Raw genomic sequence first — 15,318 nt, 5'->3', positions numbered from 1 at the left:
ACCAAGGGCGGCGTACCAATTGCCAGCCTGCCCCCAAGCGGCCCAAAACAATAAATCAATCAGATTTCTATCCGATCATTAGCATGCAAAACCGCTGACATTGCAATAGATGCGGCTAAAATGAGGCGAGATAGTAAAAGAGCGCGGCTTAAAGATAATGTGCCGGTGGTGAGCCAATTTCTTTGATTTTTAGGATCATTTTTGAGCGGACGGGTGCTGGCGCGGCAAACTAATGCCAAACGCGCCAGCAGCGGTTGGATCAAAATTCGTCGATGCGTGGCGGTTTAGCAACAGATTATTGGCGTTGTTTGCTGCAACCCGAAGATGTTGTTGCCGATATCCAGAATGATACTGCGCTTTTGGGCATATCTACCGCCGATCTATTGTTCGGTGGTGGAATCGCCCAACTGGTATGTGGCCCAATCGGGGACGGCGAGGGCAGTGGGCGTGTCGGCGGCGGTGATGGCGGTGGGATCGGTCAGGCGATCAAGGCGAAGGATGGCGACGGCCTGATGGTTGAGGACGCGGCCGAGGGTGCCCGCCTCGCGACCATTGGCCATGACCGGGGTACCGCTGGGGGCGGTGGTATTGGTGATCAGAACCGGGCGGCGGCGGGCGGTGCCGCGGTGTTTCATGCGGCTGACGACTTCCTGACCGACATAGCAACCCTTGGCAAAATCGATGCCGCCCAGAATATCCATGGCGATATCATGGGCGAAAAGCTGGTTGGGTTCGAAATCCTGACCCAGTTCGCAAATTCCCGCTCTGATGCGGGCGCTGGCATAGGCTTTATCGTCGGCCCAGTCGGTGGTTTGCTCAACCGGGGCGATGAGACGCCAGCCGAGATTGACCGGGCCGATCTGCTGGCGGTGGGCAAGATGGCTCGGGCCTTCGGCATAACCGAGGCGGTGGGTCACGCGCAGATCCTCAATCTCGGCCTTGGCGCGGAGGCGGTACATTTTCAAGCGCTTGAAAAAATCGTCGGCGACGGCGGCGTGCACATCAAGCCAGAGGGCGTCATCAGCCCAGCCGGCCATGCCTTCGGCCAGAATTTTACCCTGTGGCGACAACAGCGCCCACCAGGCGGCAATGTCGCTTGAAGTGGGGATATGGCCCGTGACCACATCGTTGAGCAATTTGTGGGCTTCGGGGCCGGAAAATTTGAAAATGGCGCGATCGGCACGCAAAGAAATACTCATACTCGCTTGCCCCTTTGGCGCAGCATCCGCTAAACCGGCGCCACAGCCCCACTATTTGCGAACGGACCCCAGACATGGCGCACTATGACGTGATTTTCAAGAACGGTACGCTGGTCAATCACGATGGTGAAGGGTTGGGCGATGTCGGGGTGCGGGGCGGGCGGATCGTGGCGCTCGGCGCGCTTGGGGACGACAGCGCCGACCGGGTCGAGGATTGCACGGGGCTGCATATTCTGCCGGGCGTGATTGACAGCCAGGTGCATTTTCGCGAGCCGGGTGGTGAATATAAGGAAGATCTGCAATCGGGATCGCTTTCGGCGGTGATGGGCGGGGTGACTGGCGTTTTCGAAATGCCCAATACCAACCCGCTGACGGTCACCAAGGCGGCGTTTGACGACAAGATTGCCCGGGCCAGCAATCGCATGCACTGCGATTTTGCGTTCTATATTGGCGGCACGCACGACAATGTTGGCGAACTGGCGATGCTGGAAAAGCTGCCGGGGTGTGCGGGGGTCAAGGTTTTCATGGGGTCGTCCACCGGTTCTCTGCTGGTGCAGGACGATGATGGGGTTGAAGCGATATTGAGCGCGATTTCGCGGCGGGCAGCGTTTCATTCCGAGGATGAATATCGGCTGGAGGCGCGCAAGCAATTTCAGGTCGCCGGGGATGTTTCGAGCCACCCGGTGTGGCGTGATGCGGAAGCGGCGATGCTGTGCACCAAACGGCTGGTGGCGCTGGCGCACAAGACGGGCAAGCGCATTCACGTGCTGCATATTTCGACTGCCGAGGAAATGGTGTTTCTGGCTGAAAACAAGGATGTGGCCAGTGTTGAAGTCACCCCGCACCATCTGACGCTGGACGAGACGGCTTACACCAGATTGGGCACTTATGCGCAGATGAACCCGCCGGTGCGCGACGCGGCACATCGGGCCGGGATATGGGCGGGGGTAGATAATGGGGTTGCCGATGTCTTGGGGTCCGATCATGCCCCCCATAGTCGCGCGGACAAGGCCAAATCCTATCCATCTTCGCCATCGGGCATGACCGGGGTGCAGACGCTGGTGCCGATTATGCTGGATCACGTCAATGCCGGTAGAATGAGCCTGGCGCGGTTTGTCGATATGAGTTCGGCAGGACCGAACCGGCTGTTTGGCATTGCCAAGAAGGGGCGGATTGCCGTGGGTTATGATGCGGACCTGACCATTGTTGATCTCAAACGCACCGAGACGATCACCAATGATTGGGTGGCGAGTAAAACCGGCTGGACGCCCTATGACGGGGTGTCGGTTACCGGCTGGCCGGTGGGCACGATTGTGCGCGGACAGACCGTGATGTGGCAGGGCGAATTGGTGACGCCGTCAATCGGCCAGCCAATGCGATTTCTGGAAGCGCTATCGGCTGAGGGCTGAAACCGCGACTATTGCAGGACGCGATCCAGGTTGTATTCGCCGGCGCGGATGCGATCAGGCAATTGCTCGACCAGGGCAGCGGTTGCGTCATCACCATGCATTTTGACAAAGGTCGCCAGCGCCGCAAACAGGGACGCATGGGCCAGCGCCAGGGTTTCGACGCCCTCGTCTTCAGCCGTATTCCAGGCTTCGGCCAGATATTCGAGCGCCAACTGGCGTTCGGACTGGTCCTGATCCAGCGGGCCATCGACGGGCGATGATGGTGGTGTTGGTTTTATGACGCTCATAAGGACTGGGTAGCATGGCTCCCGGCGGCAGGCCCGCAAGAAGTCACTCAAAGGTTAACGCCGGTCGGCAAATTGCTTCCTGCTGTGGAAAACCGCGTGGTCGGGCATCATTCGGCGTAGCGGGCATGAATGGTGCGCGCCAGCTTTTCCGCCTCGCTCAAGAGCCGGGTCAGCGCCTCACGGGCGGACGGTGTGCAGCTGTGATGAAAGCGGGCATAGGCGGTATAGCCCTGATTGAAAGCGCCGGCGAGGCGCTGGCGCCGGTCTTCGTCGGGTTCATCGAGATTGATCAGGTCGGCCATCTGAGCGCGCCAGTCGTCGGCGTCGGGCTGGCAAAGCGGTTGCAGAAAATAGAGGCTGCCCATGATCTCGGACAGCCGCTCCATCTGGCGCTGATAGAGCGGATCAAGGGCGGTGGCGGGGGCGGCGAGGGCAAGAATGATGGCCACAGGCAACAGGATTTTTGACATGATGGGCAAGGCGGTTTCCGGATATTGGGATCAAGACTGTCTAGCAGGTCAGCGGCTGAGCGCGAAGGCCGCTTGGAGCACAGAATCGAGACGTGTTGTGGTGCGCAAAGCGCCGATGACCGACGGGGCGATCCATTGATGGGCCTTGATTTCGTTTGAAGGCAGGATCCGGCCTTCGAAGCTGGTGGTGGTAAAAACTGCCAGTTGGAATTGCTGGTTTTGCCCCAGGGCCTGCGTCAGGACCGGGGTGAGGTTGAAAACGGTCAAACCCAGTTCCTCCTTGAGCTTCCCGGGCGGCGCACTGCTCGATGGTTTCGCCGGGCTCGATGCGGCCGCCGGGCAGGGTCCAGAGGTTCTGATAGGGAGCGAAGGCGCGTTGAATCAGCAAAACCTTGTCGAGCCGGATCAAGGCGACACTGGCGGCGCTGGGAACGGCTGAGACGGGTGGGGTGGCAATGTACGGGCTGGACATGGGCGATCCATTTGCGATTTCGATACCGACAGATTAGCGCTAAAAGATGAACGAAGGAGCCAGATATGTGCGGACGCTATGCCTCGACGCTGTCACCAGAACTGATGGCAAAGCTGTTCAGGCCGCTCAACATGATTCCGCTGGTGTCGCGCTTCAATATCGCGCCGACCCAGCCGGTGCCCGCGATCTGGGAAATTTCGGGCGAGCGGCAGGTGCATCTGGCCCGTTGGGGATTGATGCCGCGCTGGGTCAAGGACCCGCGCGACTTTCCACTGGTGATCAATGCGCGCAGTGAAACCATGGCGGAAAAACCGACTTTTCGCGATGCGCTCAAGCACGGTCGATGCATCCTGCCAGCCAGCGGCTATTATGAATGGCACACCGGACCGGACAAGAAAAAGCAACCCTATTATATCACGCTGGCCAATGATGAGCCGCTGGCGCTGGCTGGGCTTTATTCGACATGGGTCGGGCCAGAGGGAGAGGAAGTGGATACGGTGGCCACCATTACCGTGCCCGCGAACGCCGATCTGGCGCATATTCATGACCGGATGCCGGCCATTCTGGACCAGCAAGGGGTTGATGAGTGGCTCAATGTGCGCGAGGTCAATGCCAAGCGCGCGGTGCAGTTGGCGTTGCCGCTGGGACCGGGACTGGTCAAGTTCCACCCCGTATCAAGCCGGGTCAATTCAGCGCGCATCGATGAGCCGGGGCTGATCGAGGCGGTGACGCTCGACCGGCCCGAGCCATCGCCCACAAAGCGGGTCGGGGGCGGCGGGCAGGCTCGACTTGTTTTAGACGCCGATTTCGAAATAGCCCAAAGCGTCGCCGATGGACTCTTCCTCGTAGCCGAGATGGGAGAGCAGGACTGATTCCAGCTTGTGATAGTGATCGCGGGCGGCAGTGAAATTGGCTTCGTCCGGGTCGCGGGCCAGCGCATTGAGGGCGTCGACCAGCTTTAGCAATAGTTGATGTACAATGACATGTTCTTCCTGCAAGCGATTGGCGATTTTAGAAAAAATATCGCCCTGTTTGGCCAATTCAGGAAAGATGGCATAGTCTTCGATGGAATGGTGGGTGTTGACGATCTGGCAATGCTGGCCGCACAGATTACCGAACCGACGATAATTATGGACCATGCTCAGCGCTGCTGTTTCGGCTTCGATCTCGGCGGGCGTCACGGTGCCGGCGCTGGCGCGTTCGATCATCTTGCCGAGCACGTCCATATTCTGGCGCAAATGATCGTGGATCATTTTGAGATGCTGGCCGGGCGCTTTTTGCGCTTCGGTCAGACCCTCAAGTTTTGGCGGCTGGGGACGCGTGGCGTCGTCCAGATATTGGATTTCATCGTCGTGCATGAAAATTCTCTCAGATCCGGTGGATGCGAGATGGGACGTCGGAAGGGCATGATCAAGGGGTGACACGCCCGCCATGGCGGCGGACGCTTGTTTGGCGCTGTTGAGCGTCGTGGTCTGCTATTTGCCGGATGCGAGTTCGGCAAGCATCTCATCGATGATCTTGTAGCCGCTGGCCCAGCCATTATCCATGCCGGACATTTTTTCGGCAAAGCAGGCGATTTCGGCCTCGGTCGGATCAATGGGGATCTGGGTGAGGCGTACCTTGGTCTGGGCGTCAGCGTCCGAGAAAGTGACGGTGGTCAACAGGGTGCGCGGCCAATCCGGCATCATCGGATTGGCAGCAATATTCCAATCGGCATCGGTTGAGGAATGGTGCCAGACCAGCTTTTGTTCGGTCTGGACTTGCTTGAACAGGGCCTTGCTCTTGATGGATTTGTCGGCCCATTTCATTTCGTTGAGCCAGACCCCGCCGGGTTCGAGATCGAATTGGTGAATGATGGTTTCCACCCCCGGACCGTACCAGCGCGCCAAAAGTTCCGGCTCGGTCCAGGTGCGCCAGACAAGGGCGCGGGGGGCGTTAAACAGACGGTCGAGCTGATATTCCGGGAGCTTACTCATGGTTTTGTTCCTCGGTGGGTTTTGATTGCAGGTCGACCAACACATCGTCCAGCCGATCAAAGCTGGTGCCCCAAAAGGCTCTGAATTCGTCGAGCCAATTGACCGCCAGCGCCATATTGTCGGCGCGCAAGCGGGCGGGGCGGCGTTGTTCGTCGACTTCGCGCTGGATCAGGCCGGCTTTTTCAAGAACTTTCAAATGGCGCGAAACGGCAGGCTGGCTCATCTGGAAGGGAGCGGCCAATTCGTTGACCGAGGCCTGACCGGTGGCCAGACGCGACAATATTGCCCGCCGGGTCGGATCGGCGAGGGCGCCAAATATGATGTCGAGGTCGGGCTGTTGGTGTGTATAACCGTTTTCTTCCATAACAAAAAGGTTATATAAATTGCAACGCCGAGTCAAGACTTGGCCAGTCTGGCGATCAGGTCAGCATCTTGCCGGGGTTGAGGATGTTGTTGGGATCGAGCGCCTGTTTGATGGCGTGCATCATTTCGAGCGCGACCGGGTCTTTGACTTGTTTGAGCAATTCGGTCTTGAGCTGGCCGATGCCGTGTTCGGCCGAAACGGAGCCGCCGAGTTTGAGCACGATTTCGTAAATGGCCGTGTGGATGGGATCAGCACCGGCCCTGAAGGTTTTGGGATCGGCCCCAACGGGCTGGCTGAAATTGAAGTGAATATTGCCATCGCCCATATGGCCGAACGGCACGGCGCGAATGCCGGGGACAAGGTGTTCGACGGCCTTTATGCCCTCGGCGATCAGGGCGGGGACATTGGCGATGGGCACGGACACATCGTGCTTGATCGAGGCGCCTTCGCGGGACTGGCATTCGCTCATCTGTTCGCGGAAGGCCCACATGTGGGTGCGGTCGGCCAGCGATTCAGCCAGCACGGCATTGGTGATCCATTCCTGCTCAAAGGCGGTTTCAAGCGCTGCCTGCAGCGTGCCGGTGGGGCCGCCTTTCATGCGAGAGACTTCGATCAAGCCGTACCAGGGTGATGTGTCGGCGGTTGGATCGGCGTCGAGCATCTTGTGGCGCAACTGGATATCGAGGCCGATCCAGGGGATCAGTTCAAAGGCATTGAGGCGCGCGCCGGTGCGTTCGCGCATGGCCTGAAACAGGGTGAGCGCCGCGTCGGGCGAAGTGAGGCTGACGAGCGCTGTTTCATAATCTTCGGGTTGGACGAAAATCTTGAGGGTGGCGGCGGTGATGATGCCAAGGGTGCCTTCGGCGCCGACCAGAAGGTCCTTGAGATCATAGCCGGTATTGTCTTTTTTCAGGGAGGTGAGACCGTTATAGAGGCGACCATCGGCCAGGACCGCTTCAACGCCCATGCAGAGTTCGCGGGCATTGCCATAGGCCAAAACGTTGACCCCACCGGCGTTGGAGGAGAGGACACCGCCAATGCGGGCTGAGCCTTGCGAGGCGATCCACAGGGGGAACATGGCCCCTTCGGCTTCGGCGGCCTTGTGGGCTTCTTCAAGGATGAGACCGGCCTCAACGGTCATGGTGCCGGCAGCGACATCGATGTTGCGCACGCCATTGAGGCGGGCGAGGGAAATGATCACCTCGTGTCCGCTCAAGGGGACCTGTGCGCCGACAAGGCCGGTGTTGCCGCCCTGGGGAATCAGCGCAACGCCATTGGCGTTGGCATAGCGGGCGATGGCCTGAACTTCGGCGACGGCGCCGGGCAGAACGACCGCCAGGGCTGGTTGGTGGAAGCGCTTGCGCGGTTCGTTGAGATAGGGGCCCATCTGTTGGGGCTGCGAAATCAGGTGGGCGGGGCCGACAATGGCGGCGAGCGCGGCAATAATCTGGGAAGGGGGCAATGACATGGGCGCACCATAATCGCAGGCGGAGATTGGGAAAAGCGAAACCTTGCCGGTCTGGGCGGGCTGTGGCACAAGCGAGACAAACAGGAATGAGGAAATTACGATGACCAACGGTTTGATGGTGGGCAAGCGCGGCTTGATCATGGGGCTGGCGAACAATCGGTCAATCGCCTGGGGCATTGCCAAGGCCCTGCACGCGCAGGGTGCGGAAATGTGTTTTTCTTATCAGGGGGAGGCGCTCAAGCGCCGGGTTGAACCACTGGCAGCCGAAGTCGGGTCGGATTTTCTGGTCGAGTGCGATGTCAGTGACGAAGCGGCAATGGACAAGACATTTGCCGAGATCAAGAACCGTTGGGGCAATCTGGATTTTGTCGTTCATGCCATCGGTTTTTCCAACAAGGAAGAGCCTTGAGGGGCGCTATATCGACACCAGCCCCGACAATTTCGCGCTGACGATGAATATCTCGGTCTATTCGTTCACGGCAGTGGCCAAGCGGGCTGAAGCGCTGCTCAATCCGGGCGGATCGCTTTTGACGCTGACCTATTATGGCGCGGCCAAATATGTGCCCAATTACAATGTGATGGGCGTGGCCAAGGCGGCGCTGGAAGCATCGGTTCGCTATCTGGCGGTCGACATGGGCAAGAAGGGCATTCGCGTCAATGCGATTTCTGCGGGTGCGATCAAGACGCTGGCGGCATCCGGTATTTCGGGGCTGCGCGACATGTTGCACTGGCAGGAAGCCAATTCGGCGCTGCGCAAGAATGTGACGACCGACGAGGTCGGCGGTTCAGCGCTTTATCTGCTCAGCGATCTGTCGAGCGGGGTAACTGGCGAAATCCATTATGTGGATGCCGGTTTCAATGTCGTGGGCATGAAACTGATGGATCAGGACGCCCCCGCAACTGAATAGTCGTATCGCTGCCATACCGTTGCGGTAAACGCACCAGACATCAACCAAGTGAGCCCGTTAAATGACTGCCCTGGTCTGGCCCGAAATCTATTTCATTCGCCATGGGGAAACCGCTTGGAACGCGGAGCGCCGCTATCAGGGGCGGCGTGATATTCCGCTGAACGAAAAAGGACAGGGGCAGGCCAATCAGAACGGACGCACGCTGGCAGCGCTCTTCGCGGCGCGGCAAATTGATCCGGCGGGGCTGGAATGGCACGCATCGCCTTTGGGGCGGACGCGCGAAACCATGGAGCGGGTGCGCGCATCGTTCAAGACGGATTTACCCGAGGTCATCATTGATGAACGGCTGGTGGAAATATCCTTTGGGGCGCTCGAAGGGCTGCTGCACGAGGAACTGGACCAGCACCTTGCGGTTGCCCCGGGAAAACGCGATGCCAGTTACTGGGAATTTCGCCCCCAAGACGGCGAGAATTACGTCGATGTGGAAGCCCGGATCAGTGATTTTGCACTGGGCATGGGCGGTCCATCAGTGGTGGTGGCCCATGGCGGGATTGCGCGGGTGTTGCGCGTATTGATCGAGCATGCGTCGATCAAAAAAATTCTGAACTGGTCGCCGCCTCAGGATGTGATCCTGCATTTCAACGAAGGCAAGGTCGAATTCATCGGCTGGGATGATGTGGCGGGCACCAAGGGCTGATTGACCTTGGCGGTGGCGGTGCCTAGAAAGCCCTATCGCGCGCAAAGGGTTTTTTGCCATGTCGTTCAATACATTTGGCCAGATGTTCCGCTTTACCACCTGGGGCGAAAGCCACGGACCGGCGCTGGGCGTTGTGGTGGATGGGTGTCCGGCGGGCCTGACGCTAACGCCGGAGATCATTCAGCGCGACCTTGACCGGCGCAAGCCGGGGCAATCCAAATTCACCACGCAACGACGCGAGGCCGACGCGGTCAAAATCCTGTCGGGGGTGTTTGAAGACGAGCGCACCGATGGCCCCCGCACTACGGGGACGCCAATTTCGCTGGTAATCGAAAACACCGATCAGCGCTCCAAGGATTATTCGGAAATCCGCGACAAATATCGGCCTGGGCACGCTGACTATACCTATCACCAGAAATATGGCATTCGCGACTATCGCGGCGGCGGGCGCACATCGGCGCGCGAGACGGCGGCTCGGGTGGCGGCGGGTGCGATTGCACGGTTGGTGGTGGGGGACGTCAATATCCGGGCAAGCCTGGTGCAAGTTGGACCGCACAAGATCGATTATGCCAATTTTGACTGGGAACAGGTTGGTCAGAACCCGTTCTTTTGCGCCGATGCCACGGCGGCGACGCTGTGGGCGGATTATCTCGATGACATTCGCAAGGCCGGCAATTCAGTCGGTGCCGTGATTGAAATTGTGGCCGAAAATGTCCCTGCGGGCTGGGGGGCGCCGATTTATGGCAAGGCTCAGTTCCGACCTGGCGGCGGCAATGATGAGTATCAATGCGGTCAAGGGCGTGGAAATTGGCGCGGGGATGGAAGCGGCGAGCCTGACGGGCATTGAAAATGCCGACCAGATGCGAGCCGGGCAGTCAAAGCCCTATTTTCTGTCCAATCAGGCTGGCGGCATTTTAGGCGGGATTTCTAACGGCGATCCCGTGGTGGTTCGGTTTGCGGTCAAGCCAACGTCATCGATCATCACGCCGCGCCAGACGGTCACGACCGAGAATCGGGACACCGATATTGTCACCAAAGGGCGGCACGATCCGTGTGTGGGCATTCGCGCGGTGCCAGTAGGCGAGGCGATGATGGCGTGTGTTCTGGCCGACCATTTTCTGCGGCATCGCGGCCAGACCGGGCGCGAGGGCGCGGTCGGATTTAATCACGAGGATATCTAGCCGGTCACAACAAAACGCCGCCCACAAGGGACGGCGCCGTTGTTTTAAGTACTGAAAATCTACCAGGTTTGATAGCTGGTGATCTTGTTGTTGAATGTTCCCAGATGGGCTTTCGAGCCTGCTCAGTGTGCGGCAACCGGCGGCATAACCGACACCCTTACAGACCTGAACCTGTGCGCCGCCGAATAGTTTGATCGACGAAATCTTGTTGTTCCAGCCGGCGCTGAGATGGCCCTTTACCTTACCGGCCTGGACGCAATAGTTGGCGCCGCCGAAGTTGGAATTCTTGTAAAAGCAAACCTTGGCAGCAACCGGGATGGGCGCTGGTGGTGGCGCATCGCCCAGGCCGAAGGAGAAGGACGGTCCGCCGGGGCCAACTGTCACCCCGAAGTTGAACGGAATGTCGGGCTCTGGTGCTGGTGCTGGTGCTGGCGCGCCGCCACCTGTGGCAGCAAGGTAGTTGCCGGAGACCCAGCCATCGGGGCCAACATGCTGGATTTTACACCAGGAGCCGTTACAGCCTTCGACATCGACGGTTTCACCGGCGTAGAGGCTATCTACAATGCCGTAGCCGGTGCCGGGGCCCGTGCGAACATTGACAGCTGAGGTTGCCACTGCGGCGGCAGCAAGCGCTGCGCCGGTTGTGCCCAGAATTGCGATGGCGACGATGGTCGAAACGATAGTCTTGCGATTGTTGATCATTGTTCAAATCCCTGTTTTGACTGTTCGAGGCTCATCAGCGAGCCAAGTTGATGAACAGCATTAAACAGGAATTGGGCTGAACTCGTTCTGAACGCGGTGTTTATCGGGACCAGCATTTCATTCAGATTGACGCTGGCCCGGCGTTTTATTTGGGATCAATAGACCCGGATCGAGGAGACGTTGTTATTGAGGTAGGAATTTAGCACCGGCTGACTTTTGACGATCCGGGCGCAATAGCTGGAAAAGTGGGCGTCGCGACAAACCGTGGCGCCAGCGGTGCCAGTGACCTTGATCGAGGAATAGCGATTGTCGTTGCCCCAGAACACGAGGTCGCGGAACACCTGGCCGGTGCTGGCGCATAGCGAGGCACCGGTATAGTTGGTGCCGGTATAAAGGCAAACGCTGCCGCCGGTGCCGTAGTTCAAGCGGGGACCAGACCAATGATCGGCGGAGGTCTGGCCGAATGTGATGGCGTGTTGAGGGGCCCAGCCATACTGGCCATTGCCGCGCACCTTGCACCAACGCATGGAACAGCGTTCGACGCGGATGGCGCTATCTTCGGGAATGGTGCCGACGGCGGCATAGCGATTGCCGGGGCCGGATTGCAAGAGAAGCGGTGTGGTGCTCCAGGCGGCGGACCCGTATGGAGGGGCCGCGCTTGCGGGCTGGCTCATGAGTAATGGAGCCAGGAGCACCAGTATAGAGAAAAGGATTTTGGCCGAACGGGTGAATACGCGGTGCATCATCTTGGCTCCATATTGCAGCTTTGGGGCCAGAGTAGCGGCAGGACTGGGCTTCTCCAAGCGCTAAATTGGATGAAAGGCGCCGCCGAAGCGACGCCTTTTTCCGGGAGGAAGACTAACGGACGCGAGCCGATACGATGGTATTGTTGAAGTTGCGCAGATTGGAGGCGCTGGTGGTGTAGGTTCGGCAATCGCGGAAGCGCGGGCGCGCACAAACATCGACGCGCAGACCGTCGGGATTTCGAATCGAGGAGACGCGGTTGGCGAAATCACCCAGATTGCGCAAGCTTTCACCGCGGCTGAGGCAGAACCGCTGGCCGCGATAACGATTGCGATCATAAAAACAGACGTCTCTTGCGACCGGACGAACGACAGGCGGGCGCTGGTTGCCGGTGCCGAAACTGAAGGATGGGCCGTCCGAGCCTACTGAAAAGCCGAAACTGAAATTGGGTTGGCTAGAATTGCTGCCGCTGGTGCGGCTGAGATAATTGGCTGATACCCAACCAGAGGTGCGGCGGTTGCGTACTTCACAGAAATTGCCACGACAGGAGCCGACATCGACGCTGGTGCCGCGCATCAAAGTATCGACAACGCGGTAATTGGTGCCCGGCCCCGAGCGCACATTGACATTTGCCGTTGCCTCGGCTGGTGCGGCCTGAGTTGCGGGCAGGAAAACAACCGTGGCGGCCATGGCTACGGCGATCCCGGTGGCAATATTGAGCAGCAGTTTACGGGTCTGGCGTCTCATTGTTGGCTCCCTGATGTGCTGCCTGCGCCAATTAAACCATGGCAGAATTGCAGCATCGTTTCTGTGAGGGTAGCAACGGGGATATGCGGGAAATAGTTCCGGTGGCATGGATGGCGTTGGCCGCCAGCATAACACTGGCGGCCAAAATAACGTGTTCAGATCAATAGACTTCGAGCGAGGAGATCTCCCGATCTACCTGGCGAGCCAAGCGGCTGCGGCTGCGATTAAGGGTCTGGCAGGTACCAAACAGGTCGCGGTCGGTGCAGATGTCGACGGTGGCGCCATTGAACAGGCTCGACCGAGCGAATGCGATCATTCCAGTTGGGCCGTAGGGCGCGAACGCTTTCGCCTTCCTCGACGCAGAAGCTATTGCCGGAAAAATTCTGGCCGCTGTAGAAGCAGGCCTGGGCGATATCATCCACGGGCGGTGGCTCGGGCAGGGGCAGAGGCTGTGGACGCGGCGGCCGTGGGCGCTGGGGCCGCTGTGGTTCGGGCTGGCTCGGCGGATTGACGCCAAAATTGAAGCTGGGCTCGCCGTCAGGGCCGATCTGGATGCCGAAATTGAAACCCGGTGTTGTCGGCTGGGTCGGCGTTGGCCGTTGCGGGCGCGGCTGGCCGATATAGTCAGCCGAAACCCATCCAGCGGTCCGATTGGCCGAGACATAGCACCAATTGTCGCGACATTGAGTGACCTCGACACTGGTGCCGATGCGCAGCATGTCAACGACGGCATAGCTGGTGCCGGGGCCGGTGCGGACATTGACGTTGGCGGTGATCTGGCCGGGGGCTGCAAGGGCGGCAGCGGCGCTGGCCAAAAGAGTAGCGGTGGCAAGAATGGCGGTGATGGCGTGGCGGAAAGTTTTCATAGGGATCCCCAGAGACGGCCGCATGGTCGGGCACTGCGCCAGATATGACGCAGGTCAGCTGAACGCTGGCTGAACAGAAACCAGAATCACGCCGAAGGTATGGCGCGCTTTTGTCCGTTCTCGCCTAGAGCCACATAGACGAAGCGGCCATCGGTGACCTTGACCCGGTCCGCAAGACGTTGGCGGCGGGCCCAGGCCTCGACGGCAATGGTGATGGAGGTGGTGCCGGTGCGTTCTACGGATGTGTAGACGCACAAAATGTCACCGACCTTGACCGGGGCAATAAAGGTCATGGCTTCGACAGCAACAGTGACGACGCGGCCCTGGGCACGCTCGACCGCCGCGATGGCGCCGGCAATGTCCATCTGGCTCATGACCCAGCCACCGAATATGTCGCCGGCGGGATTGGTATCGGCGGGCATCGCCAGGGTGCGGATGGTCAATTGGCCGGTTGGCTCGGTGCTATCGGCAATCATCATTCGGGTCCTTTTACCGGCCAGCGGCCAATGGCTTCTTCCCAATGTTTGCGGCACAGGGACACATAGGCCGATTTTTCGACCGACACTTGTTCGCCCTCGGTCAGAACGCGGCCATCCAGACTCTGACGTACCACCATGGTGGCCTTTGCACCACAGGTGCAGATGGTGCGGATTTCGCGCAATGTGTCGGCAACGGCGAGCAATTCAGACGAGCCGGGAAATAATTGTCCGCGAAAATCGGTGCGCAGGCCAAAGCACATGACCGGTACCTTGAGCCGGTCAGCCACGCGGGCGAGCCTGCCAGACCTGGTTGGGGTCGAGAAACTGGGCCTCGTCAACAAAGACGCAATCGACCTTGGCTTCAGCAATGTGATCCTTGATCACCTGATATAGATCGACGCCTTCGTCATAAAGCTCGGCGACCTCGGAAATGCCGATACGCGAATGGATGCGACCGACGCCGCCTTCGGCATATTTGGCACTGGTGAACAGCAGCGGGCGCATACCGCGTTCGCGATAATTGTAGGCGGCCTGCAGCAAAAGCGTCGACTTGCCCGCGTTCATTGTGGAATAGGAGAAATAGAGTTTTGCCATGATCGTCCGCCAGCCGTGTCGGTTCTGTTATCGCGGAGCAGGGACGAGGTGGCGAGGACAAAGCGCGCGGGTCCACAAAAAAGACCGCCAAGGGCGCGGGCGGTCAGAAGCCGGTCAATGCCGGACAAAAGGCGGGATGGCGACCCGACCTCGTGGAAATTGCCATGCGCGGCATCCCTTGGGGCGTGCGGGGCAGGCTATCGAACCCGACGTCTGGGCAACGTTCAGGATCGGTTCATACGCTAGCCATTATCTGTGACGGCTGCGTGACGCCGCCGATTTGGCCGGGGGTTTCATAGCGGTGCCAAAATTGGTTGCAAGGTTAGCTGCCAAAAGCCGGAGAATTTGAGTGATGAAGAGATTGATTATTGCCGCCATGGCCGTGATGGGCATTGCCATGGCCAGCCTGCCGGTTACGGCGCAAACGCTGAACCCCGAGGGGCGCTGGGAAATTGAAAGTCGCGATTCACGCTATGATGTGAAGCTGTGCGGTGATGATGGCACCAGACTATGTGCAACGCTGGTGTGGCTGGGCAATGGCGGGGATTCGCCGGAAAATCGGCCCTATCTCAACACGATGATTTTGGACACAATTCCGCTGGTTGGCTCGGCCAAATGGCGGGGTACGCTTAGTCTTTATGGCCATCAGGCGCGCGGGACCGTGACCATGGTCGGGCCTGACCAGATGAGCCTGCGTGGTTGCTTTTTGGGCATTATCTGCCGGACCTACCAAATGTATCGCTATAACGGGTAGG

Annotated in this window: 17 protein-coding genes and 5 pseudogenes; 6 read left to right on the top strand and 16 right to left on the bottom strand. The window is 59.2% G+C overall.

Annotation, left to right across the window (positions count from 1 at the left end; all coding sequences use genetic code 11):
* Positions 1 to 59: 59 nt before the first annotated feature.
* Together PSQ19_RS08495 and ygfZ are read right to left on the bottom strand one after the other, a co-directional pair.
* Positions 60 to 263 (bottom strand): hypothetical protein, encoded by a 204-nt coding sequence (locus tag PSQ19_RS08495; protein WP_282220419.1) that lies wholly within the window; start codon positions 261 to 263, stop codon positions 60 to 62.
* Positions 264 to 380: 117 nt separating this feature from the next.
* Entirely contained in the window at positions 381 to 1,199 is an 819-nt protein-coding gene (gene ygfZ / locus PSQ19_RS08490) for a CAF17-like 4Fe-4S cluster assembly/insertion protein YgfZ (protein WP_282220418.1), read from the bottom strand.
* Between the two features lie 74 nt (positions 1,200 to 1,273).
* Between ygfZ and PSQ19_RS08485 the strand changes: the two genes are divergently transcribed.
* Entirely contained in the window at positions 1,274 to 2,608 is a 1,335-nt protein-coding gene (locus PSQ19_RS08485) for a dihydroorotase (protein ID WP_282220417.1), read from the top strand.
* Positions 2,609 to 2,616: 8 nt separating this feature from the next.
* On the opposite strand, the gene PSQ19_RS08480 is transcribed toward PSQ19_RS08485, so the two are convergent.
* The 4 genes and pseudogenes from PSQ19_RS08480 to PSQ19_RS19800 form a co-directional block, all read right to left on the bottom strand.
* Positions 2,617 to 2,895, bottom strand: a complete 279-nt coding sequence (locus PSQ19_RS08480) for a hypothetical protein (protein WP_282220416.1) — start codon at positions 2,893 to 2,895, stop codon at positions 2,617 to 2,619.
* Positions 2,896 to 3,002: 107 nt separating this feature from the next.
* Positions 3,003 to 3,365 (bottom strand): TIGR02301 family protein, encoded by a 363-nt coding sequence (locus PSQ19_RS08475; RefSeq protein ID WP_282220649.1) that lies wholly within the window; start codon positions 3,363 to 3,365, stop codon positions 3,003 to 3,005.
* Positions 3,366 to 3,413: 48 nt separating this feature from the next.
* A complete protein-coding gene (locus tag PSQ19_RS08470) occupies positions 3,414 to 3,632 on the bottom strand; it encodes a hypothetical protein (RefSeq protein WP_282220415.1) in 219 nt (72 codons plus the stop codon).
* Positions 3,633 to 3,687: 55 nt separating this feature from the next.
* Positions 3,688 to 3,837, bottom strand: a pseudogene (locus tag PSQ19_RS19800) (NUDIX domain-containing protein); the annotation flags it as partial.
* Between the two features lie 65 nt (positions 3,838 to 3,902).
* Between PSQ19_RS19800 and PSQ19_RS08460 the strand changes: the two are divergent.
* Entirely contained in the window at positions 3,903 to 4,709 is an 807-nt protein-coding gene (locus PSQ19_RS08460) for an SOS response-associated peptidase (protein WP_282220413.1), read from the top strand.
* On the opposite strand, the gene PSQ19_RS08455 is transcribed toward PSQ19_RS08460, so the two are convergent.
* The 4 genes from PSQ19_RS08455 to PSQ19_RS08440 form a co-directional block, all read right to left on the bottom strand.
* Entirely contained in the window at positions 4,632 to 5,195 is a 564-nt protein-coding gene (locus PSQ19_RS08455) for a hemerythrin domain-containing protein (protein WP_282220412.1), read from the bottom strand. The genes PSQ19_RS08460 and PSQ19_RS08455 overlap by 78 nt on opposite strands.
* 117 nt (positions 5,196 to 5,312) lie before the next feature.
* Positions 5,313 to 5,813 (bottom strand): SRPBCC family protein, encoded by a 501-nt coding sequence (locus PSQ19_RS08450; protein WP_282220411.1) that lies wholly within the window; start codon positions 5,811 to 5,813, stop codon positions 5,313 to 5,315.
* Complete coding sequence (locus PSQ19_RS08445; protein ID WP_282220410.1) at positions 5,806 to 6,177, bottom strand: ArsR/SmtB family transcription factor; 372 nt, start codon at positions 6,175 to 6,177, stop codon at positions 5,806 to 5,808. Before PSQ19_RS08445 ends, PSQ19_RS08450 begins: the two co-directional genes overlap by 8 nt.
* A 55-nt stretch (positions 6,178 to 6,232) precedes the next feature.
* Positions 6,233 to 7,771: an FAD-binding oxidoreductase gene (locus tag PSQ19_RS08440; protein ID WP_328517749.1), complete on the bottom strand. Its 1,539-nt coding sequence runs from the start codon at positions 7,769 to 7,771 to the stop codon at positions 6,233 to 6,235.
* Here PSQ19_RS08440 and fabI point away from each other — a divergent pair.
* The 3 genes and pseudogenes from fabI to aroC all read left to right on the top strand — a co-directional run bounded on the left by fabI (position 7,746) and on the right by aroC (position 10,431).
* A pseudogene (gene fabI / locus PSQ19_RS08435) lies at positions 7,746 to 8,553 on the top strand (enoyl-ACP reductase FabI). The gene PSQ19_RS08440 and the pseudogene fabI overlap by 26 nt on opposite strands.
* A 61-nt stretch (positions 8,554 to 8,614) precedes the next feature.
* Complete coding sequence (locus PSQ19_RS08430; RefSeq protein ID WP_282220409.1) at positions 8,615 to 9,250, top strand: histidine phosphatase family protein; 636 nt, start codon at positions 8,615 to 8,617, stop codon at positions 9,248 to 9,250.
* Positions 9,251 to 9,308: 58 nt separating this feature from the next.
* A pseudogene (gene aroC / locus PSQ19_RS08425) lies at positions 9,309 to 10,431 on the top strand (chorismate synthase).
* Between the two features lie 144 nt (positions 10,432 to 10,575).
* Here aroC and PSQ19_RS08420 read toward each other — a convergent pair.
* The 6 genes and pseudogenes from PSQ19_RS08420 to PSQ19_RS08395 all read right to left on the bottom strand — a co-directional run.
* Positions 10,576 to 11,133 (bottom strand): annotated as a pseudogene (locus tag PSQ19_RS08420) (SH3 domain-containing protein); the annotation flags it as partial.
* Positions 11,134 to 11,288: 155 nt separating this feature from the next.
* Entirely contained in the window at positions 11,289 to 11,879 is a 591-nt protein-coding gene (locus PSQ19_RS08415) for a peptidase inhibitor family I36 protein (protein ID WP_282220408.1), read from the bottom strand.
* Positions 11,880 to 11,991: 112 nt separating this feature from the next.
* Positions 11,992 to 12,624: an SH3 domain-containing protein gene (locus tag PSQ19_RS08410; RefSeq protein ID WP_282220407.1), complete on the bottom strand. Its 633-nt coding sequence runs from the start codon at positions 12,622 to 12,624 to the stop codon at positions 11,992 to 11,994.
* A gap of 224 nt (positions 12,625 to 12,848) precedes the next feature.
* Positions 12,849 to 13,490 (bottom strand): SH3 domain-containing protein, encoded by a 642-nt coding sequence (locus tag PSQ19_RS08405; protein ID WP_282220406.1) that lies wholly within the window; start codon positions 13,488 to 13,490, stop codon positions 12,849 to 12,851.
* An 86-nt stretch (positions 13,491 to 13,576) separates the two neighbouring features.
* The gene (locus PSQ19_RS08400; protein WP_407649119.1) at positions 13,577 to 13,969 is read right to left on the bottom strand and encodes an acyl-CoA thioesterase; all 393 of its coding nucleotides are present in this window, start codon (positions 13,967 to 13,969) and stop codon (positions 13,577 to 13,579) included.
* Positions 13,966 to 14,563, bottom strand: a pseudogene (locus tag PSQ19_RS08395) (thymidine kinase). Before PSQ19_RS08395 ends, PSQ19_RS08400 begins: the two are co-directional and overlap by 4 nt.
* A 352-nt stretch (positions 14,564 to 14,915) precedes the next feature.
* Between PSQ19_RS08395 and PSQ19_RS08390 the strand changes: the two are divergent.
* Positions 14,916 to 15,317, top strand: coding sequence for a DUF2147 domain-containing protein (locus PSQ19_RS08390; RefSeq protein ID WP_282220405.1), 402 nt, complete (start codon positions 14,916 to 14,918; stop codon positions 15,315 to 15,317).
* Position 15,318 lies beyond the last annotated feature (1 nt).

The organism is Devosia algicola (genome assembly GCF_028816455.1).
GTDB lineage: Bacteria > Pseudomonadota > Alphaproteobacteria > Rhizobiales > Devosiaceae > Devosia > Devosia algicola.
Note: the sequence above shows the minus strand (reverse complement) of the source record. Positions and strands in the feature narration are given on the sequence as shown.